At 62.9% G+C, this 18,815-nt stretch carries 22 protein-coding genes and 2 tRNA genes; 6 read left to right on the top strand and 18 right to left on the bottom strand.

What is annotated here, in order from left to right; genetic code table 11:
• Nucleotides 1-149: 149 nt before the first annotated feature.
• Nucleotides 150-356 (bottom strand): lysozyme family protein, encoded by a 207-nt coding sequence (locus tag ACSFB7_RS36625; RefSeq protein ID WP_435477247.1) that lies wholly within the window; start codon nucleotides 354-356, stop codon nucleotides 150-152.
• Nucleotides 357-590: 234 nt separating this feature from the next.
• Between ACSFB7_RS36625 and ACSFB7_RS36630 the strand changes: the two genes are divergently transcribed.
• The gene (locus tag ACSFB7_RS36630) at nucleotides 591-785 is read left to right on the top strand and encodes a hypothetical protein (RefSeq protein WP_435477248.1); all 195 of its coding nucleotides are present in this window, start codon (nucleotides 591-593) and stop codon (nucleotides 783-785) included.
• A gap of 185 nt (nucleotides 786-970) precedes the next feature.
• Here ACSFB7_RS36630 and ACSFB7_RS36635 read toward each other — a convergent pair whose 3' ends face one another.
• From ACSFB7_RS36635 to ACSFB7_RS36660, 6 genes are all read right to left on the bottom strand, one after another.
• Nucleotides 971-1,357 carry a hypothetical protein gene (locus ACSFB7_RS36635; protein ID WP_435477249.1) on the bottom strand — a complete coding sequence of 129 codons (387 nt, stop codon included), beginning with the start codon at nucleotides 1,355-1,357 and terminating at the stop codon, nucleotides 971-973.
• A gap of 342 nt (nucleotides 1,358-1,699) precedes the next feature.
• A complete protein-coding gene (locus ACSFB7_RS36640) occupies nucleotides 1,700-2,140 on the bottom strand; it encodes a hypothetical protein (protein WP_435477250.1) in 441 nt (146 codons plus the stop codon).
• Between the two features lie 24 nt (nucleotides 2,141-2,164).
• On the bottom strand, nucleotides 2,165-2,668 hold the full coding sequence (locus tag ACSFB7_RS36645) for a hypothetical protein (protein ID WP_435477251.1): 504 nt from the start codon (nucleotides 2,666-2,668) through the stop codon (nucleotides 2,165-2,167).
• Between the two features lie 196 nt (nucleotides 2,669-2,864).
• Nucleotides 2,865-3,407 carry a hypothetical protein gene (locus tag ACSFB7_RS36650; protein WP_435477252.1) on the bottom strand — a complete coding sequence of 181 codons (543 nt, stop codon included), beginning with the start codon at nucleotides 3,405-3,407 and terminating at the stop codon, nucleotides 2,865-2,867.
• Nucleotides 3,404-3,658, bottom strand: coding sequence for a hypothetical protein (locus ACSFB7_RS36655; protein WP_435477253.1), 255 nt, complete (start codon nucleotides 3,656-3,658; stop codon nucleotides 3,404-3,406). The genes ACSFB7_RS36650 and ACSFB7_RS36655 overlap by 4 nt, the downstream gene beginning before the upstream one ends.
• A 40-nt stretch (nucleotides 3,659-3,698) precedes the next feature.
• Nucleotides 3,699-4,088: a P-loop NTPase family protein gene (locus ACSFB7_RS36660; RefSeq protein WP_435477254.1), complete on the bottom strand. Its 390-nt coding sequence runs from the start codon at nucleotides 4,086-4,088 to the stop codon at nucleotides 3,699-3,701.
• A 40-nt stretch (nucleotides 4,089-4,128) separates the two neighbouring features.
• On the opposite strand from ACSFB7_RS36660, the gene ACSFB7_RS36665 reads away from it, so the two are divergent.
• A complete protein-coding gene (locus ACSFB7_RS36665) occupies nucleotides 4,129-4,395 on the top strand; it encodes a site-specific integrase (protein WP_435477255.1) in 267 nt (88 codons plus the stop codon).
• 558 nt (nucleotides 4,396-4,953) lie between these two features.
• Here the strand turns inward: ACSFB7_RS36665 and ACSFB7_RS36670 are convergent.
• Together ACSFB7_RS36670 and ACSFB7_RS36675 are read right to left on the bottom strand one after the other, a co-directional pair.
• Nucleotides 4,954-5,029 (bottom strand) — tRNA-His (locus ACSFB7_RS36670).
• Between the two features lie 80 nt (nucleotides 5,030-5,109).
• Nucleotides 5,110-5,742, bottom strand: coding sequence for a YbhB/YbcL family Raf kinase inhibitor-like protein (locus ACSFB7_RS36675; RefSeq protein WP_435477256.1), 633 nt, complete (start codon nucleotides 5,740-5,742; stop codon nucleotides 5,110-5,112).
• A 204-nt stretch (nucleotides 5,743-5,946) separates the two neighbouring features.
• Between ACSFB7_RS36675 and ACSFB7_RS36680 the strand changes: the two genes are divergently transcribed.
• A complete protein-coding gene (locus tag ACSFB7_RS36680; RefSeq protein WP_435477257.1) occupies nucleotides 5,947-6,195 on the top strand; it encodes a GlsB/YeaQ/YmgE family stress response membrane protein in 249 nt (82 codons plus the stop codon).
• A gap of 93 nt (nucleotides 6,196-6,288) precedes the next feature.
• Nucleotides 6,289-6,621 carry a hypothetical protein gene (locus tag ACSFB7_RS36685; protein WP_435477258.1) on the top strand — a complete coding sequence of 111 codons (333 nt, stop codon included), beginning with the start codon at nucleotides 6,289-6,291 and terminating at the stop codon, nucleotides 6,619-6,621.
• A gap of 15 nt (nucleotides 6,622-6,636) precedes the next feature.
• Here the strand turns inward: ACSFB7_RS36685 and ACSFB7_RS36690 are convergent, their stop codons facing one another.
• The 6 genes from ACSFB7_RS36690 to ACSFB7_RS36715 all read right to left on the bottom strand — a co-directional run bounded on the left by ACSFB7_RS36690 (nucleotide 6,637) and on the right by ACSFB7_RS36715 (nucleotide 12,024).
• Nucleotides 6,637-7,311: a histidine phosphatase family protein gene (locus ACSFB7_RS36690; RefSeq protein ID WP_435477259.1), complete on the bottom strand. Its 675-nt coding sequence runs from the start codon at nucleotides 7,309-7,311 to the stop codon at nucleotides 6,637-6,639.
• A gap of 126 nt (nucleotides 7,312-7,437) precedes the next feature.
• Entirely contained in the window at nucleotides 7,438-9,354 is a 1,917-nt protein-coding gene (locus ACSFB7_RS36695; protein WP_435477260.1) for a peptidyl-prolyl cis-trans isomerase, read from the bottom strand.
• A gap of 76 nt (nucleotides 9,355-9,430) precedes the next feature.
• Nucleotides 9,431-9,506: transfer RNA gene (locus ACSFB7_RS36700), tRNA-Val, on the bottom strand.
• Nucleotides 9,507-9,535: 29 nt separating this feature from the next.
• A complete protein-coding gene (locus ACSFB7_RS36705; RefSeq protein WP_099796196.1) occupies nucleotides 9,536-9,808 on the bottom strand; it encodes an HU family DNA-binding protein in 273 nt (90 codons plus the stop codon).
• Between the two features lie 210 nt (nucleotides 9,809-10,018).
• Nucleotides 10,019-11,104, bottom strand: a complete 1,086-nt coding sequence (locus ACSFB7_RS36710; protein WP_435477261.1) for a tartrate dehydrogenase — start codon at nucleotides 11,102-11,104, stop codon at nucleotides 10,019-10,021.
• Nucleotides 11,101-12,024, bottom strand: coding sequence for an alpha/beta fold hydrolase (locus ACSFB7_RS36715; protein ID WP_435477262.1), 924 nt, complete (start codon nucleotides 12,022-12,024; stop codon nucleotides 11,101-11,103). Before ACSFB7_RS36715 ends, ACSFB7_RS36710 begins: the two co-directional genes overlap by 4 nt.
• Nucleotides 12,025-12,094: 70 nt before the next feature.
• Here ACSFB7_RS36715 and ACSFB7_RS36720 point away from each other — a divergent pair, with 70 nt between their 5' ends.
• Entirely contained in the window at nucleotides 12,095-13,054 is a 960-nt protein-coding gene (locus ACSFB7_RS36720; RefSeq protein ID WP_435477263.1) for a LysR family transcriptional regulator, read from the top strand.
• Nucleotides 13,055-13,069: 15 nt separating this feature from the next.
• Here the strand turns inward: ACSFB7_RS36720 and ACSFB7_RS36725 are convergent, their stop codons facing one another.
• The 3 genes from ACSFB7_RS36725 to uvrC all read right to left on the bottom strand — a co-directional run bounded on the left by ACSFB7_RS36725 (nucleotide 13,070) and on the right by uvrC (nucleotide 16,556).
• A complete protein-coding gene (locus ACSFB7_RS36725) occupies nucleotides 13,070-13,957 on the bottom strand; it encodes a DMT family transporter (RefSeq protein WP_435477264.1) in 888 nt (295 codons plus the stop codon).
• A complete protein-coding gene (pgsA, locus tag ACSFB7_RS36730) occupies nucleotides 13,954-14,520 on the bottom strand; it encodes a CDP-diacylglycerol--glycerol-3-phosphate 3-phosphatidyltransferase (protein ID WP_435477265.1) in 567 nt (188 codons plus the stop codon). The genes ACSFB7_RS36725 and pgsA overlap by 4 nt, the downstream gene beginning before the upstream one ends.
• A gap of 68 nt (nucleotides 14,521-14,588) precedes the next feature.
• A complete protein-coding gene (gene uvrC / locus ACSFB7_RS36735; RefSeq protein WP_435477266.1) occupies nucleotides 14,589-16,556 on the bottom strand; it encodes an excinuclease ABC subunit UvrC in 1,968 nt (655 codons plus the stop codon).
• 146 nt (nucleotides 16,557-16,702) lie between these two features.
• On the opposite strand from uvrC, the gene ACSFB7_RS36740 reads away from it, so the two are divergent.
• Nucleotides 16,703-18,781, top strand: a complete 2,079-nt coding sequence (locus ACSFB7_RS36740) for a gamma-glutamyltransferase family protein (RefSeq protein WP_435477267.1) — start codon at nucleotides 16,703-16,705, stop codon at nucleotides 18,779-18,781.
• The last annotated feature ends 34 nt before the right edge of the window (nucleotides 18,782-18,815 follow it).

The following is an 18,815-nucleotide window of genomic DNA, read 5'->3' on the forward strand; positions in this document are numbered from 1 at the left end:
ACCCACCGAGGCATCCAACCTATAGTTATTCACAGTTGGCTCCTAGCGGAACCAGCTCCAGCCCCTGGTCAATGTTCGATTGGCACCGCTGATCACGATTGCACTGGCGCTAACACGTGAAGGCGTCGAAGCTGTTCTGGTCGAGCTTGTCAGCCGGAATACACCGCGCAGCCGTACTCGATGGCGGTCTGCTGGTCGACCGCATCGCACTGCGCCTGCGTGAGCCGTTCACCCACGGGCTGCGGCGGCTGCGTGCGCCCGCTGCAGTAGGTCGGCAGACCGCTCCGCACTTCGCGCAGCAGTATTCGTGGCGCATGGCAACTCGCTCCCGGGTCGCCATCCATGCTCGGCCACACTGGCGCTCCACGGTGCCTGTTTTAACCTGGAGCACCGCGGTGCGAGTCAGATTGACCGTAGTGAGCCTGGACTTGAGCGTAATGAGTGCCATGAGCTCCAAGTAAAACGAGTCCCAGCACCAAGAAGGAGTCTCGAAAGAAGAAAACCCGCATTCAACAAGCAAGACTCGTTCTTCAATGAACAAGAAGACAGCTTGGAGATACGATACCGTCTCAACTAACTAGGAGAGATCAGTGGCAATGGGAACAGGCGACGCAACAAAGCTGGCAGCAGAAATAGTTCAAGCAGCTCTTTCGTCAAGAAGCATTGAGTTGAAAGGCCCCTCCGCGGGAACAGCAACCACAACAGCAGCCTCAAACGGCGAAAGAGATGCCTCCTACCTGAGCGCATTGCTTCAAGGGCTGGTCAAAACGCTCACGAAAATCTGATACGAGAAATCAGCCTCTGCGGGCGGCTTGTAGAGCTAGTTTGAGACAGGACCTTAGCCCTACCAAAGTCCCATTCTCCAAAAATTCGCATTCGCACGAGTGCGGAGTTTTGGCAGCAGCTCATCGGATCTAGTGAAAGCGGACCATAACGACTGCAGGCCCTCCCACCACTGCGCTCACTGAATTCAAGGTCGCTCATCGGCACAAAGCACCTCCAACCCATTGCGAAATGCTCGGATGTTGGTGTAAACGAACACAATGTCCTCGACTAAATCGACGCCGAGCAAGCCGAGCTTTCCGACGCTCTCTTCATAGAACAGATCCTTTGGTCGCTCGAAGGGGCGCAAGAATGCGGCAGCACCGTCTCGTTGCTGTCCCTTCGCCCACTTATCGAAGTGATCAATGAGGATCTTCTTGGTATGCGCTTGAGTGGTCAGTTCGCCAGCGAGACCGGAGGCAAGCGCGGATCCGTCCTTGAATCGGCGGTACTTCTCGGCAAGAAATTGAGTTAAGACGAGCGCAATGAGAGCGCCAGACGCCCCAATCCACGCTGAAGCCGTGCTATCTGCCATGTAACTCCTCCTCGTTTTGAGGCAGTCAGCATAGGCGATCAGTCGGGCCGCCTACATGGCGCCCAATTCAAAGGGAAAGCGCGCGGTGTATCGAAGTGCCGTTGTACGAGGCACAACAAGCGCAGCGGCCTGTGTAAATCCCAGATAGGGCGTCGATTGCATAATGGAGTTTCGATACGTCAAGAAGGCGGAGCGAAGCGGCTCAGCCGTTGCGGATCTCCGTGCCAGCCTCGACCTCTTCGCCGAACTTCGAGGCTATGTAAGCGCGCATAGCTGCGGCCAATACGGTTTCACCTTCATAAGAATCAGCCGTGCCGCTTTTTGAAGGCGCCGATGCCCGAACTACTTGTCTTTCAGATAGGCATCGATGCGGTGAATCACGTCGCGCTTACGTAGCGCGCGGTCGATCGCACCTTCGAACTGGAACCAACTTGCCTGATTCCCCAGATGCGAAACCGCCGCACCTCCTAGTGCAATGCCACCAGAAATGAATGGATCGTGTAGAGGTCGAAAAATTGACCCCAGCCAATTGAGAAATCCACTCGTCATTTTTGAGATGGCTTCGGTCTCTATTGCATCACGCATTAAACGGGCCACCTCGACTTCGGTAACTCCCTGCGAAGATCCATCAATAGTCCTGGCAACACTCAAAAACGACCGGCAGTACCCTCGGAGATCCGAGTTGCTCTTGACGTCCAACAGGTCGTCAATCGTTTTCGATGTGAACGCCAAGCCAGTAACTTTGTTGTATGAAGAAACGAATTCAATCTCTTGAACATCCAAGAAACTTGTGTGCAAAGAGGCCTTTTAAATGGCCAGCATCCGCTCTATGAGCATGCGATGCTGCGAGGAGCAGAGAATTGCGCAGTTCTCATTTTTTGCGACCGCCATTTCGAACATAGCGCTCGCAACGACCGAATTCCAAGCTTCAAACGCGTAGCCCGTGTTTTGAAGAATCTTCATGACACCTTGATCCTGACGAAAGATCGTCAGCCAGGGATCACCATGCTCCTTCATCGCATGGAAGCGCTCCCAGTTGGCATTCAATGCCAGTTCATGTATGTAGCCTGCGTTCGACCGCTCGGTTCGAGGGTGCGGCCAGAAGGTGTCCGCAGGGCACAGCCACACTTCGTCATAGAGAAGAAGAAATGTGATTGAAATGTCAATCAGCGAACGATAGTTTGGACCATAGAGTGCTTGATAGTACGGATGATTTTTCAATCGGGTATGGGTAGACTCTTTTCCAATTTGATCCGAAAAAAAACCAAGAAGCGCTCCTGCATAGGGTTGGCCCAGAACGATGGTGTTCACAACTTTCCTCAATCGCGTTGTTGAGGAAACGACTTTACATGTAAAAACCCGCCGAGCTTGCGCTGAGGCGGGTCATCAGCCTGAAGAAATAGCTCCGCCATCAATGGGCTGAGCTGCTCTTATTGTTCCCGGCTCACCCGAGATTTGTACAGGCGAAGCGCTTTTGAGCCAAAAGCACCGATTCCGCAAAGACTTTTTACTTTACTGCTTCTGCGACGGCAATCTTCAGATCCAGATACCAAGCGATCTGCTTCATCGCCTCCGGTCCCGCCATCGCTTGGTGCTTCTCCATGTGGGCCACGAGCCAGTCGGCAACCTCGGCGTGCCCCTTGAAGACCGTGCTCAACGACGTGCGACCAGTGCCCTTGCAGGGCTTGCACTTCACGCCCAAAGTCGTGCTGCCGGGGATGACCGTGGCTCCATGACCACCGCAGTTGTCGCAAGTCGGATTCCGATGCCATGCGACGCAGCCCTGAGCAAGGTCGTAGGCCCGCACGCGGTTGAGTTTGACCTTCATCGCCCTCGCCTGCCTCCAAGCGTCGTCGGCCGGGATCTCGACCAGTTCACGCGCAGCATTGCTGTCAGCCGGGAAGAGCCGCTGCAGCGCCACGGCCAGCGGGAATTGCCGCGAAGCCAGCCCCATCGCTCCAAGCACGTCCGAGTCTGAGCGAGTCGTGCGCTCGTTGATCTCCAGGTTCGTCGATCGAACCGCACTGGCGTAGCGCTCGATGACATTCATGCGCGGCCTTTCACGGTGTCTTCGATACGTGCCGCAAGGACGCGGCGACTGCCATCCACCGAAGGGCGCCCAGTGGCATCGGCGAGCCGGCGAAGCAGCCGGTCAAGCTGTGCGTCGGCGACCTTGCCGTCCTGCTTCAGCAACAGCGCAAAACTCGCAATCACCTCGGCCGTCGCAATGCGGTGGGTGTTCATGGCATCGTGGAAAAAGTCCGACGCCTTCAAGTACCGCTCGAATTCACGCATGCTCATTGGGGAGCCTTCTGGTTTGTGGTTTGAAAACTTCGATTGCTCACCCGCGCGTCCGGGCATAGGGTCCAGTGCTCTCGACGTAGTTGCCGGTCAACCGCAGGTATTGCAGCTTCACCAAGCCCACGCGACCAACCGACTTCTTCCGAATCTTCTGGACGTGGATCTCGACGAAGTCGGTTTGGGTCGTCTGGTCGCGCCAGACAGTGACGCAGTTGTCCGCCTTGTTGCGCCAGTGAGCCGAGCCGGCCACGTCGTAGGGGGTGGGCACTGGATAGCCGCCATCGGTCTTCTTTTCCAACTTGGTCGGGTGCGCCACGATCCACAGGTGAACGCCATGCGAGCGTGCGAACGCTCGGAACTTCGACAAACTCTGGCTGATGTATTCCGTCTCGCTCATGCCACCAGGGCGGGTGTGATCGATCTCGTTCACGGGTCCACCAGGACGCCCTGCACTCCACCAGCAGCGCGGCGTGGACTGCCTGTATGCCTTTCCGACCCGAGACAACAATGCCTACACGGCGCGCGGATTTAAAACGCTTTGGCAGCGGTGCGTCATTCTCGCAATTGAAAAGAAGGTGTTGGTCGAAAGCGACAGATTCACATTCCACGACCTGCGCGCTTACTACGCGACGATGTACAAACAGGTACACGGGCTGTTGCCCGATTTGCACACCAATCCGGCCACCACCGCTAAGGTGTACGACCGCAACAAGGAGGTGCGCCGCACATCGCTATGACTCCCCACAGCGTCGAAAGCATCATGGCCGGCGCGGCCGAGTCACCGTTCTGGTCCCAGGTCGATATGTCCAGCGGCCCTGAAGCCTGCTGGCCGTGGAAAGGCCCAGTAGATTCGGGCGGCTACGGCTATGTGGGCCGGGAGCGCGCACCGGACAGCCTGGGAGCGCTTCAATCGCGAATCACTGAAACCTGGCGAGGTGGTGATGCACACGTGCGACAACCCGCCGTGCTGCCACCCCTGGCCACGTAATTGCAGCTCGCCAGCGCGACAACAATGCGGACCGTGCTACGAAGGATCGCGGCGCAAAAGGTGGGGGAAATGGACGGGCCGTTCTGACGGAAAAGGGGGTCCTAGAAATATTCAACTCAATTGGCTCGTATGCGGCAATTGGAGAGAAATTCAATGTCAGCAAATGGAGCGTTCGCGACATTAAGAGCGGAAAGAACTGGGCTTGGCTGACATCCTCATATTCCCACGGTGGGAATAAAGAGACAGGGCAGTAGCGCAGTCGCTATCTTTGCGATAGCAGCACAGCGAGGCTGTGAAAGGGAAATTTTGGGGTGGCTGATGGGACTCGAACCCACGACGACCAGAATCACAATCTGGGACTCTACCAGCTGAGCTACAGCCACCGCAGAGCCTTTGATTGTAGCGTTAAAAAACACGCTTTTGGCGACCTCGATCCATCAAGAGGCCTGAAAGTCACATTTTTTCAACCTGCCACCAGCGGTCCCGGCGCGGTGGCGCCGTCCCGAGCCTTGATCGAACCGTCCGCCCTTTCGCAAGTTCCGATCAACAGCCCGCTGGCAATGGCATGTTCGCGCAGCGCATCGAAGATCTCGTCGCGACCGGGCGCCTCGGAAAACTCTGGTGCACTGTCCAGTGCAAATAGTTGGAACGCGTAGCGATGCACCCCGTGACCGGGAGGCGGGTCGGGCGGCAGCCAGGAAGCCTGCAATGCGGAATTGCGCCCGACATGCAAGCCAAGGCCCTCGTTGCCCTGGCTCGGAATCGCCCCCTCGGCCAGCGAATCGCTCTTCGCGATCAAGCCCACCACGATGGCGTGCACCAGCGGGTTCGGCGTCGGCGAGTCGGCGTCTTCAACAATCAGCAGCAACGACACCGTGCCGCCAGGCAATCCAGCCCACTGCAGCGGCGGCGAAAGGCCCTCGCCATCGGCGGTGTAGCGCGAGGGCATCGGCGCATGGTCTGCAAAAGCCACGCTGGTGAGTGCGATCGAAGCCATGCCCTGGCGCATGCCGAGGGTGTTGAAAACGATGTGATCCAGACCGGCACGCACGCCCTGCAGTGCATGGCCGATGACTTCAGGCAGTTTTTCGAGCATGCGCCGGTATACCCCTGCGTTGCACGCCATCCTGTAGGACGCCATGCGCCCTCTTCGTCACGATGCCGGGCAAAAATTCCCGGTCACATCTTCGATCTGCTTCAGTGACGCTTGTGTCTATATAGCTCCGCTATCATGGCCGCGGCCCGCGCAGACGGGCTTGGCACTTCGCCACTTCCACTTCTTCACCAAAGGAATTTCTTCATGAGCATCGTCTGGACTATTCTGATCGGTTTCGTCGTGGGTCTGGTGGCGCGCGCCGTCAAGCCGGGCGACGACTCCGCAGGCTTTATCGTGACCACCGTGATCGGCATTGCAGGTTCGCTGATCGTGACCTACATCGGCCAAGCACTGGGCTGGTACACCGCCGGCCAGGGCGCTGGTTTCATCGCATCCGTGCTGGGCGCGATCGTGCTGCTGATCCTCTACGGCCTCATCAAACGCAAGAGCTGATGCGCCCCATGTGGTCGCCCGCCACGCACGGGCGGCCACGGTTTGATTTGCCATGCATGACCTGAAGCGCCGTGCCATGAGGCAGAGAAGCTGATGCCCCGCAAACCGCGCGCCAGGCATCATGTCTATGTGGTCGAACTCGACGACCGCGTCTGGAACAACGGCCGCTTCAGGCGCGCCAATCCCGACTACCAGCTTGGCAAGCCCTTCGTCTACGTCGGCATGACTGGGTTGGACCCCGATATCCGTTTCGACAAGCACAAGGCCGGCATCCAGGCCAACAGCTTCGTACAGGAATTCGGCTTGCGGCTGCTGCCCGCTCTCTACGATCGATATAACCCCATGCCCTACGAGGATGCGCGCTCGATGGAAGTCGAGCTCGGCATCATGCTGCGCAAGGCCGGCTACGGCGTCTGGCAGGCCTGAGCCGCGACGCGCCGCTCAGGAGTAGGTGATCCAGTCTTCATACGCCGGACCGTCCAGGTGCGGCAGCGTGTTGTAGGTCACCAGCATGTGCCGCTTGGGCGTGAAAGCGAACTCCGTCACCGACGTGTTGCGGATGCGCAGGTTCAGTTCGATCGTCGTCTCGGCGCTCGTTCCCAACACGTGGCCGACCGCCGTGCTGATCGGGCCGCCACTCGACACCACCAGCACCTTCGCGCCGTGATGCCGATCGCGCACGTGGTCGAGCGCGGTCGTCACGCCCGCCAGAAAGTCGACATAACTCGGCATCTCGACCGGCTGGGTCTTGCCCTGCATCCAGGCACCCAGCCCTTCGCGCAGCAGGCGAAAGTGATGGCGATACAGCTCGGGCGAATCGGGTTTCTCGAGCTTGCCTTGGTGGATCGTGGCAATGACGGCTTCGGCGTCGTACTCGTTGAGGCCAGGCCACGGCAGCACATCGTCGCGCTCGAGCCCCAGGCCCTTGGCGATGCCCTCCCAGGTCTGGCGATGGCGCTTCAGGGTGCCGGTGATGACGGCGTCGAATTTCATGCCGCGCTCGCGCCAGTATTCGCCAAGGCGAACAGACTGCCGGTGTCCGAGTTCGCTCAGGTTGTCATAGTCGGCAGCACCAAAACTGGCCTGCCCGTGGCGCACGAGGTAGAGGGTTCCCATGCCCTGGATTCTGGCAAGAAGCGTGGGCACCGCTTGTCCCTCGTGCGACCAACCCGATCCACGCCGCGCCGCGCATAAAAAAGCCCGAGCCATCGGCTCGGGCTGTGACTCGCGAAGAGCTTTCTATCAGCGGCCTGGTGCGGCCGGCAGCGTGTCCGCTGGCTTGGGCACCAGGATCTCTGCCTTGAAACGATCCTTCAGCATGGTGTAGTAAGCGGCATCCTCGGCCGCAGCCACGGACTGGCCGACCTGCATGTTCTCTTGTTGCGCGACTTCAGGCGTCGGCGGCGTGCGCGGAACGACCTTGAGCACACGCACCACGGCATAACCCTGCGCGCCCAGATCCACGCCCACGACCGCGGGCAGCTTGGCGGCGTCGGCACGCAGCGCGGCGTCGATCACCGGCAGCGGCTGGGACTGCGCTTCGCGACGCGAGACCGTGATCGGCGCACCGAAGGTCGCGCCATCGGCCTTGGCAGTCCATGCCGCGAGCTTGGCTTCACCCTCGGTCTTGGCCAGCACCGCTGCGCGCTCGTTGACGAGCTGCGCGCGAATCTTGTCCTTGACCTCGGCCAGTGGCACCGGATGCGCTGGCGTGTACTGGGTCACGCGGCCCGATGCGAGCTGGCTGGAGCCGACTTCGATGGCTTCGGTGTTCTGCTTGCGATCGAGCGAGTCGGAGGCGAACAGCGCACTCAAGAAGTTGCGGCTGGCCAGCGGGCCCGTGGCGCCAGGCGCAGGCGTGCGCGCCACGTTGCTGGCCGTCTGGATCGTGAGCTTCAGCTTGTCAGCCGCAGGCTTGAGACTGTCAGGCGACTGATACACCGCATCGGTGAAGATTTCGGCGGCCTTCGCGAATTCCTGCGTGGCCTGTTGGCCGCGGACTTCGTTCTCGATGGTGGCGCGCACCTGTTCGAAGGGCGGCACCACCGCCGGCTTGATGTCGATCAGATGAATGATGTGATAGCCGAACTCGGTTTCGACGATGCCGCTGATCTCGCCCTTCTTGAGCGCGAACATCGCGTCTTCGAAAGGCTTGACCATCGCGCCGCGGGTGACGAAGTCAAGATCACCGCCCTTCTCCGCCGAACCCGGGTCCTGCGAATTCTTGCGTGCCACATCGGCAAAAGTGTTCGGCGCCTTCTTCACTTCGGCCAGCAGTTCCTCCGCCTTGGCCTTGGCCTTTGCGCGGTCGCCGGCGGACATGCTCGTCGGCGCGGTGATCAGGATGTGGCTCGCGCGCCGCTCTTCCTTGGTGCCGAAGCGCGAAGTGTTCTGCTCGTAGTAGGACTTGAGATCGGCCTCGCTCACGACGATGTTCTTCTTGGCCGCTTCCAGGTCGAGCACGAGGTACTCGATGCTGGCCTGCTCCGGAGCCTGGAACTGCGCCACGTGGTCCTTGTAGTAAGTCTCGATGTCCGCATCGCTCACCGTGACCTTCGACGCAAAGCTGTCGGGGCTGAAGCGGGCCACCTGGATCTGGCGGCTGTCGTAGAAGGCGTTGATCGTGGTCGCAGCCAGCGCCGGCGGCGTGAAGGTCGTGCCCGAAATGCCCAGCAGCACCTGCTGCGTTGCCATGTCCGAACGCACCGCAGCTTCGTACTGCTGGGGCGTGCGGCCCGTCACGCGCTGGAAGGTCTCGGTGTCGAAACTGCCATCCGGCTTGCGAAACGCGGCCAGACCCGGGTCTTGCGCGAAGATGCGCGACAGGCGCTCTTCGGACACCGTCATGTTCGCCTTGGCGGCCGCAGCGGCCAGCACGCGGTCGCGCACCATGCGCTCCAGCGTGGCATAGCGCAGAGCGTCGGATTCAAGCACCGTCGGATCGACGTTCGGCGATTGCTGGCGAATGCGGTCGGTCTCGATGCGATGCTGCGCATCCCACTCGGGCTTCGTGATGTCGTGGCCTTCGATGCGGGCCACCTTCTCGTCGCGGCCGGACCCCTGGTAGCGCTCGACACCGAAGAGCACGAACGAGGGAATGATCAGCAAGAACAAGAAAATCATGACGATCTTGTTGTACTTGCGGAAGAAATCAAACATGCTTGAACACTCTTTTTCGACGGATGTCGGACGGCAATAAAAAAGGCGAACTGGTGTTCGCCTTTGCATCTGGTGGTGGTGGGTGCTGAGGGGCTCGAACCCCCGACCTACGCCTTGTAAGGGCGCCGCTCTACCAACTGAGCTAAGCACCCCACCGGAAATACTCTCCGAGTCTAACGTCTTAGTTCAGCGCGTCTTTCAGCGCCTTGCCTGGACGGAACTTCGGGATCTTGGCGGCCTTGATTTTAATCGCCTCGCCGGTGCGCGGATTCCGGCCGGTGCGGGCGGCGCGTTTACCTACTGCGAAAGTACCGAAACCGACGAGCGAAACGGAGCCGCCCTTTTTGAGCGTGGTGCGAATGGCGCCAATGGTGGACTCGAGCGCGCGGGTCGCTGCAGCTTTGGAAATATCGGCGTTTTTTGCGATGTGCTCAATCAGTTCGGTCTTGTTCACAAGGGCCCCTTGTAGAAAAAAAGTTGGTCGGCTTCCGTCAGCTGCGACCTGGCCGCAAACGGTGCGACTCAAGAGCGTGGCAGGCCTGACGCCTCGGCAGCGCGCTGCCAGCGAGGATTACAACCACTGGTCTGCAGGGTGTCAATAAGACACGAGGCCATGCAGATCAGCGGAGCGCGCGATTTTAGGGGCGTTTGACGAAGGACCTTTTCAAAGCGCCTCGGCGATCGCTTTGCCCAGGTCGCTGGTGCTTGCGTTCCCACCGATGTCCGGGGTGCGCGGTGCGCCGCTTTGGGGCGCGAGCACCTTCTCGATGGTGGAAAGGATGGCGTCATGCGCCTGTTTGTGGCCCAGGAACTCCAGCATCATCGCGCCGCACCAGATCTGCCCGATCGGGTTCGCGATGCCCTTGCCGGCGATGTCGGGGGCCGAGCCGTGCACCGGCTCGAACAGCGAAGGCGTGGTGCGCTCGGGGTTGAGGTTGGCGCTGGGCGCGATGCCGATGGTGCCGGTGCAGGCCGGGCCCAGGTCGGACAGGATGTCGCCGAACAGGTTGCTGGCCACCACCACGTCGAAGAAGTCGGGCCGCTGCACGAAGTGCGCGGTGAGGATGTCGATGTGGAACTTGTCGAGCTTCACGCCCGGGTAGTTCTTGCCCATCTCGGCCACGCGCTCGTCCCAGTAGGGCATGGTGATCGAGATGCCGTTCGACTTGGTGGCGCTGGTCAGATGCTTCTTCGGCCGCGACTGCGCCAGCTCGAAAGCGAACTTCAGCACACGGTCGACGCCCACGCGCGACATCACCGTTTCCTGCACCACGATCTCGCGCGGCGTGCCTTCATACATGCGCCCGCCGATGCTCGAGTACTCGCCTTCGGTGTTCTCGCGCACGATGTACATGTCGATCTCGCCGGGCTCGCGCGGGGTTCCGTCGCGCCGCACCACGGGCGCGATGATGCCGGGCATCAGGCGCGCGGGACGCAGGTTGATGTACTGGTCGAACTCGCGGCGAAACAACAGCAGCGAGCCCCACAGCGAGATGTGATCCGGAATTTTCTCGGGCCAGCCGACCGCGCCGAAGAAGATGGCGTCATGGCCGCCGATCTGGTCCTTCCAGTTGTCGGGCAGCATCTTGCCGTGCTTCTCGCAGTAGTCCCAGCTCGAAAAATCGAAGTGATCGAACTTCAGGTCAATACCGAATTTGCGCGAGGCAGCCTCCAGCACGCGCAGGCCCTCGGGCATGGTTTCCTTGCCGATGCCGTCGCCGGCGATGACTGCAATTCTCTGGGTGCTCATGGTGTGGCTCCTGGGTGACCTGGGTGTGTGGGAGAAGATGAAAAGAATGCGAGCGCCTCGGCGAGCAGTTCGCCCGGGGCTTCTTCGGGAACATAGTGGCCGCAGGGCAAGGCCTGGCCCGACACGTCAGCAGCGCGCTCGCGCCACAGCGCCAGCACATCGAAAGCCTTGCCGACCGCGCCGTGCTCGCCCCACAGCACGCGCAGCGGCTGCGCAAGACGTTGACCGGCGGCAATGTCGATACGGTCGTGCGCCAGATCGATGGTGGCGGAGGCACGGTAGTCCTCGCAGATCGATTCGGCCGTGCCCGCAATGGCGGCGCAGCGCTCGTACTCGGCCAGCACTTCGGTCGCGAAAGGCGCCAGGCCCGCATGCCGCCCGCCCATCACGCTGCGCACATAGCGCACCGGGTCCGAAGCAATCAGCGCCTCGGGCAACGGCGGCGGCTGGATCAAGAAGAACCAGTGCCAATAAGCCTTGGCAAATGCCTCCGACGTGTTCTCGTACATCGCGAGCGTGGGCGCGATGTCGAGCAGCAGCATCCGCTCGACGGCAGCGGGGTGGTCCGCCGCCAGCCGGTGCGCCACGCGCGCGCCACGGTCATGGGCCAGCACGCCGAAGCGCTCGAAGCCGTGGTGCCGCATCGCGGCGAGCGCATCGAGCGCCATTTCACGCTTGCTGTAGACGAGGTGATCCGCATCGGCAGCCGGCCGACCCGAATCTCCATAGCCACGCAGATCCACCGCAACCACGGTGAACCGTTCGGCCAGCGCCGGCGCCACGCGGTGCCAGATCGCATGCGTTTGCGGATGCCCATGCAACAGCAGCAAGGGCGCACCGCGACCGCCGATGCGACCGTGTATGCGCACGCCGTTGCGCTCGATGTCGAAGGTCGGAAAGGTGAGAAAGGAAGCAGTCACGCGGCGATTGTGCGTTGCACCCCTGCGATCATCAAGCAACAATCAGCCAATTCATACTTTCCAATCCGGCATGAATTCTCCGTCGATGGACCGTGGCGATCTGGCGCTGGTGCTGGCCATTCGCGACCAGGGCAGCCTTGCGGGCGCGGCCGCCACGCTCGATGTCGTGCCCTCGGTCATCACCAAGCGCCTGGGCGCACTCGAAGCGCGCCTGGGGCAGCGCCTGTTCGATCGCACCACGCGGCGGCTCAGCGTCACCGCCGAGGGCGAGGCGGTCTGCCTGCATGCCCGCACGCTGCTCGACGGCTTTGCCGCGCTCGAAAGCGAACTCGGCGAACGCCAGAACGCACTGGTCGGCACGATCCGCCTGGCGGCCACTTTCGGCTTCGGCCGACGCTGGCTCGGGCCGGCGCTCGCGGCGTTCCAGTCGCACCATCCTGCCCTGCAGATCGAACTGGTGCTGACCGAGCAGTTGCCCGATCTCGGCGCCGAAGGCTACGACGGTGCGCTGTGGCTCTGGGCGGTGCAGCAGCACCGTGCGGCCGACTGGGTCACTCGGCGCATCGCGCGCAACCAGCGCGTGCTGGCCGCCGCGCCGGACTACCTGGAGCGACGCGGCACGCCGGCCACGGTCGATGCACTGGCTTCGCACGATTGCCTCGTCGCGCGCGAGAACGGCGATGCCAGCCAGCACCAGTACGCGCTGTGGACGCTCCGCCACGCGCGCGACGGCAGCACGGCACGCGTGCGGGTCCAAGGTCCGCTGACCAGCAATTCAGGAGAGATGGTGCGCGACTGGTGCCTGGCGGGCCACGGGATCATGCTGCGCAGCCTGTGGGACATCGCCCCGCAACTGGCCAGCGGCGAACTGGTGCGCGTGCTGCCGCAGTACGCGATGCCCGACGCCGACATCCATTGGGTCGCGCCCTGGCGCCCGAGAACGCCGCGCCGCGTGCGGCTGCTGGTCGATCACCTGGCGGAGCAGTTTCGCGGCGAGCCCTGGAAGCCGGGCAAGGCCGCCTCGCGCTGAAGAGCGCGGGCCCGCTCAGCGCTCGCCGCGCACCACGAGGCTCACACCAGCGGCGGTCAGCGCAATGCCCAGCACCGTCGTGAGCGTGATCGGCTCAGCGAACAGCAGCCACGCCATGACCGCCGTGCAGGGCGGCACCAGGTACAGCAGGCTGGTGACGGCGGTAGCGGTGCCCCGCTGGATCAACATATAGAGCAGCGAACTGCCGCCCAGCGACAGCGCCAGCACCGACCAGGCCATCGCGCCGCCCGAATGCAGGTTCCACTCGATGCCTTGCGATTCCATCGCCGCGAAGGGCAAGGTGACGAGCAGCGCCGCCGCCATCTGCACCGCGCTCGCGCTGCGCACGTCGCAAGGCGCGACGAAGCGCTTCTGGTACAGCGTGCCTGCCGTGATCGAAAGAAGCGCCATCACCGCGAGCCCCATGGTCAGCACATTGACCTCGGTGCCCTGCCCCAGCTTGCGCGACACCACGAGAACCAGCCCCGCGAAGCCCAGCGCCAGCCCGATCCACTGCCGCCTCGAGATGCGCCCGCCGTTGAAAGACAGCCAGACGGCAGTGAGCACCGGCTGCACCCCGACCAGCAGCGCCACGAGCCCGGCGCCCATGCCCGCGTGCACCGCCGCCCAAACACCACCCAGATAACCGGCCTGCATCAGCATGCCGGTGACGGCCAGGTGCCCCCACTGCGCGCGCTCCTTCGGCCAGGCGACCCGCGCCAGCACGACCCACACGCCGAAGCAGGCGAGCGACAGCGCGTAACGAACAGCCAGGAACTTGAGGGGCGGCGCATAGGGCATGCCATAGCGCGCAACGATGAAACCCGTGCTCCAGATCAGCACGAAGACGCCCGGCATCGCCCGCAGCCAGCCCGTGGTGCGGGCCGAGGCGGCCACGGTCATTTGGTCCGGGCCCGGATCTCGGGAATGGCTTTCTGCAGGTAATAGACCATCGACCAGATCGTCAGCACGGCCGAGATCCAGATCAGCCACTGGCCCCAAAGCCCGGTATCGATCACCTTGAAGAGGAATCCGTCATAGAGCAGGAAGGGAATGGCGACCATCTGCACGGTCGTCTTGACCTTGCCGATCATGTGGACCGCCACGCTCTTGCTGGCGCCGATCTGCGCCATCCATTCGCGCAGTGCAGAAATGGCGATCTCTCGGCCGATGATGATCAGCGCCACGAACACGTCGGCGCGCTGCAGGTGCACCAGCACCAGCAGCGAGGCGCACACCAGGAACTTGTCGGCCACCGGATCGAGGAAGGCGCCGAAGGCAGAAGTCTGGTTGAGCTTGCGCGCCAGGTAGCCGTCGAGCCAGTCGGTGGCAGCGAAGACGATGAACATGACCGTGGCGATCAGGTTGCGCATCGGCTCGGCAATGGGCAGGTAGAACACGCCGACGATCAAAGGGATCGCGACGATGCGCGTCCAGGTCATGATGGTCGGTAAGGTCCAGAACATCGCTTGATTGTGTCACGGCAGGAGTACCCCCCAGGCTTGCTCATTTCGAGCAGCCACGGGGATTCCCCTCAGTGCAGGGCCTTGTAGATTTCTTCCGCCAGATCGGTGGCGATGCCTTCCACCGAAGCGATGTCGTCCACGCTCGCCGCCGCCACGCCGCGAATTCCGCCGAAGCGCTGAAGCAGCCGCGCGCGGCGCTTCGGCCCGATGCCCGGAATGTCTTCGAGCTGGCTGCCGCCCACACGCACCTTGGCGCGCTTGGCGCGCATGCCGGTGATGGCGAAGCGGTGCGCCTCGTCGCGGATCTGCGCGACCAGCATCAGCGCGGCCGAGTCCTTGCCCAGGTAGACCTTCTCGCGGCCGTCGGCAAACACCAGTTCTTCGAGTCCGACCTTGCGGCCCTCGCCCTTTTCGACGCCGACGATCAGCGACAGCGACAGGCCCAGTTCGCTGAACACCTCGCGTGCCATCGACACCTGCCCCTTGCCGCCGTCCACCAGCACCAGGTCGGGCATGCGCGCGGCCTTGGTCTTGGGTGGCGCGTCGCTGCCGATGCCTTCGGCGTCGCCTGCGGGCGGCGCATCGGTCTCGGTGGCCATGACCTCGGCCAGCTTGCCGTAGCGGCGCAGCAGCACCTGGCGCATGGCCGCGTAGTCGTCGCCGGGCGTGATGCCCTCGATGTTGTAGCGGCGGTATTCGCGGTTCTGCATCGCGTGGTGTTCGAACACCACGCACGAAGCCTGCGTCGCCTCGCCCGCAGTGTGCGAAATGTCGAAGCACTCCACGCGAAAGTTGTCGAGGTCATCGGGTGCCAGTTCGAGCGCATCGGCCAGTGCACGGGTGCGCGCCTGCTGCGAGCCTTCTTCGGCCAGCAAGCGGGCCAGTTGCAGGGCCGCATTCGTCTCTGCCATTTCGAGCCAGTGGCGGCGCTGCTCGTGCGGCTGGAACACGGCCGTCACGCGCGAACCGGCCTGCAGGGAAATCGCCTCGATCAGCTCGCGGCTCACCAGATGGCTCAGCACCAGCGTGGACGGCACCGGCACGTCGATGTAGTGCTGGGCGATAAAGGCTTCTAGCACCTGCACCTCGATCGGGTCGGCCACGGCGGGACTGGCGCCCTCTTCCTCCTCGTCGTCCAGCTCGCCATGATGGATCTGCGCCGCGTCGTCCACATGCACGGGAAAGTACGGGCGGTCGCCCAGGTGCCGCCCGCCGCGCACCATCGCCAGGTTCACGCACGCCTTGCCGCCCTGCACCTTGACCGCGAGGATGTCGACGTCCTTGTCCGAGGCAATCTCGATCGACTGCTGGTGCAGCACGCGCGAGATGGCCGACATCTGGTTGCGCAGCTCGGCCGCCTGCTCGAACTCGAGTTTTTCGGCGTGCGTGGTCATGCGCTGTTCCAGCTTCGACAGCACGAGCTGCGTGTCGCCCATCAGGAAGGCTTCGGCGCTGGCCACGTCCTGCGCATACGCCTCGGGCTCGATGTAGCCGACGCACGGCCCGCTGCAGCGCTTGATCTGATAGAGCAGGCAGGGCCGCGTGCGATTGGCATACACCGTGTCTTCGCAGGTGCGCAGGCGAAACACTTTCTGCAGCAGCAGGATCGATTCCTTGACCGCCCACGCGCTCGGGTACGGACCGAAGTAGCGGTGCTTCTTGTCGACCGCGCCACGGTAGTAAGCCAGGCGCGGAAATGCGTGCGAGGCGATCTTCAGGTAGGGGTAGCTCTTGTCGTCGCGAAACAGGATGTTGTAGCGCGGCTTGAGCGTCTTGATCAGGTTGTTTTCAAGCAGCAGCGCCTCGGCCTCGGAGCGCACCACGGTGGTTTCCATGCGCACGATCTTCGAGATCATGTGGCCGATGCGGGTGCCTCCGTGGCTCTTCTGGAAATAGTTGGCCACCCGCTTCTTGAGGTTGCGCGCCTTGCCCACGTAGAGCACCGCGCCGGCTGCGTCGAAATAGCGGTAGACGCCCGGCAGTTGCGGCAGGGCCGCGACTTCGCTGAGCAGTTGATCGGAATGCACGTCTGACATGGCGGCTATTGTGGCGCGCGGCGCGAGCCGCGGCCGCGACACCAGCGCAAACCCCGACGGCGCATGGAACGAAATGTGCTGAAGATGGCAGCGGGCGCGAGGAGCGCCCGTTGTCTTTCAAACACAGCTATTCGGGAAAACTCTCCATGAAGAAAAACTCCGCACGCGTGTGGTGGGCGCTGACGCCCCTTGCGCTCTCGTTGACCGTGGCCGGCTGCGGCGGCGGCGCCAACACCAGCGCGCAGGACACCGCGGCGCTGCTCGCGACCGTCGCCGCAATCAACGCGGCCAATCAGCCCCCGCCGCCCGTCGCCGACAACGGTTGCCAGATCCCCTCCGCCAGCGCGTCGGTGGTCGTCGGCTCCGGCGATCCGGGCGATCCGGCAGCGCCGGAACCGGCCTCGGGCTACGTGCCGGGCCACAAGCTGGTCTACGCCAAGAACTACATGGTGGTGGCCAACCACCCGCTGGCCACGCGCGCCGGCTGCGATGTGCTCAAGGCCGGTGGCAGCGCGGTCGATGCAGCGGTGGCGGTGCAAGCGGTGCTCGGCCTGGTCGAGCCCCAGTCGAGTGGACTGGGCGGTGGCGCCTTCATGCTCCATTACGACGCCGCGACCAGGAAGGTGCAGGCTTACGACGGCCGCGAGACCGCGCCCGCCGCAGCCACCGAGAACTACCTGCTCTACGTGGACGATGTCAGCGACAAGACGGCCCCGAAGCCGACGTCGATGCTGCGAGCCAGCGGCCGCTCCATCGGCACGCCGGGCGCGGTGCGCATGCTCGACCTGGCCTACCAGGACCACGGCAAGCTGCCCTGGAAAGACCTGTTCGGCTACGGCATCACGCTGGCCTCCGACGGCTTCCTGATCGGCGGTCGCATGGCAGCAGCCATTGCCACCTCCAAGACCGACCTGATGCGCGACGCCGAAGCCACGGCCTATTTCTTCAACGCCGACGGCACGCCCAAGGCGCTGGGCACCCGGCTCAAGAACCCGGCCTATGCCAAGACGCTGAACACCATCGCCACCCAGGGCGCCAACGCGTTCTACACAGGCGACATCGCCAAGGCCATGGTCGACAAGATCGGCGTCAGCACGGCAGTCGACGGCTCGGCCATCACCCCCGGCAAGACCACGCTGGCCGACATCGCCAACTACAAGGCCAAGCGCCGTGATCCGGTGTGCGGCACCTACCGCGACTACTACGTGTGCAGCATGTCGCCACCGTCCTCGGGCGGCATCGCGGTGGTGGCGACCCTGGGCATCCTGGAGACCTTCAACCTGGGCCTGTACAAGCCGACCGCCATCGACCTCGAAGGCGGCAAGCCGACCGTGATGGGCGTGCACCTGGTGAGCGAAGCCGAACGCCTGGCCTACGCCGACCGCGACAAGTACGTGGCCGACACCGACTTCATTCCCCTGCCCGGCGGAAGCCCCGACTCGCTGATCAACAAGCCCTACCTGCAAGGCCGCGCCAGCCTGATCAGCCTGACGAAGAGCATGGGCCTGGCCAAGGCCGGCGACCGCGGCGACGTGCCGCTGGGCATCGACAAGACCGAAGAGCACGGCACCACGCACGTCACCATCGTCGACAAGCAGGGCAACGTGGTCGTGCTGACCACCACGGTGGAAAGCACGCTGGGTTCGTTCCACATGACGCAAGGCTTCGTGCTGAACAACCAGTTGACCGACTTTGCGGCCAACCCCATCGACACCTCCGTGACCCCTAACGTCAAGTTCGCCAACCGCGTCGCCCCAGGCAAGCGCCCGCGCAGCACGATGGCGCCGACGCTGGTGTTCAAGAAGAATGCCGATGGCAGCATGGGCGAGTTCGTGATGGGCACCGGCTCACCGGGCGGCGGCACGATCATCCAGTACGTGGTGAAGACATTGGTTGGCGCGCTCGACTGGGGACTCGATGCGCAACAAGCCACGTCACTGGTCGACTTCGGTGCCACCAACACCGCACCACCCAAGCCCACCGGCGCCACCTACAGCCTCACCAACGTGGGCGGCGAGCATCCCAACGTCAACATCACCAACGACGGCAAGAACGACCCGCTGATCGAGGGGCTCCGCGCCATGGGCCACACAGTGAACTTCGGCGCTCAGTCCAGCGGCGTGAGCACCGTCATCCGCACCAACGTCGGCGGCAAGCCGGTGTTGACCGGCGGCGCAGACCCGCGCCGTGAAGGCATCGTGCTGGGCGACACCTTCACGCCTTGAGATCCGCAGGGCCGGCGCCGGCCCTGCTTTTCTC

The organism is Variovorax raffinosi, assembly GCF_051216615.1.
GTDB lineage: Bacteria > Pseudomonadota > Gammaproteobacteria > Burkholderiales > Burkholderiaceae_C > Variovorax.

Bases quoted from the DNA above. Each gene is read 5' to 3' on its own strand.
- ACSFB7_RS36635 (WP_435477249.1), bottom strand. From the start codon at position 1,357: ATGGCAGATAGCACGGCTTCAGCGTGGATTGGGGCGTCTGGCGCTCTC.
- ACSFB7_RS36650 (WP_435477252.1), bottom strand. From the start codon at position 3,407: ATGAATGTCATCGAGCGCTACGCCAGTGCGGTTCGATCGACGAACCTG.
- ACSFB7_RS36655 (WP_435477253.1), bottom strand. From the start codon at position 3,658: ATGAGCATGCGTGAATTCGAGCGGTACTTGAAGGCGTCGGACTTTTTC.
- ACSFB7_RS36675 (WP_435477256.1), bottom strand. From the start codon at position 5,742: ATGCTCGAAAAACTGCCTGAAGTCATCGGCCATGCACTGCAGGGCGTG.
- ACSFB7_RS36680 (WP_435477257.1), top strand. From the start codon at position 5,947: ATGAGCATCGTCTGGACTATTCTGATCGGTTTCGTCGTGGGTCTGGTG.
- ACSFB7_RS36685 (WP_435477258.1), top strand. From the start codon at position 6,289: ATGCCCCGCAAACCGCGCGCCAGGCATCATGTCTATGTGGTCGAACTC.
- ACSFB7_RS36690 (WP_435477259.1), bottom strand. From the start codon at position 7,311: ATGGGAACCCTCTACCTCGTGCGCCACGGGCAGGCCAGTTTTGGTGCT.
- ACSFB7_RS36695 (WP_435477260.1), bottom strand. From the start codon at position 9,354: ATGTTTGATTTCTTCCGCAAGTACAACAAGATCGTCATGATTTTCTTG.
- ACSFB7_RS36710 (WP_435477261.1), bottom strand. From the start codon at position 11,104: ATGAGCACCCAGAGAATTGCAGTCATCGCCGGCGACGGCATCGGCAAG.
- ACSFB7_RS36720 (WP_435477263.1), top strand. From the start codon at position 12,095: ATGAATTCTCCGTCGATGGACCGTGGCGATCTGGCGCTGGTGCTGGCC.
- ACSFB7_RS36725 (WP_435477264.1), bottom strand. From the start codon at position 13,957: ATGACCGTGGCCGCCTCGGCCCGCACCACGGGCTGGCTGCGGGCGATG.
- pgsA (WP_435477265.1), bottom strand. From the start codon at position 14,520: ATGTTCTGGACCTTACCGACCATCATGACCTGGACGCGCATCGTCGCG.
- uvrC (WP_435477266.1), bottom strand. From the start codon at position 16,556: ATGTCAGACGTGCATTCCGATCAACTGCTCAGCGAAGTCGCGGCCCTG.
- ACSFB7_RS36740 (WP_435477267.1), top strand. From the start codon at position 16,703: ATGAAGAAAAACTCCGCACGCGTGTGGTGGGCGCTGACGCCCCTTGCG.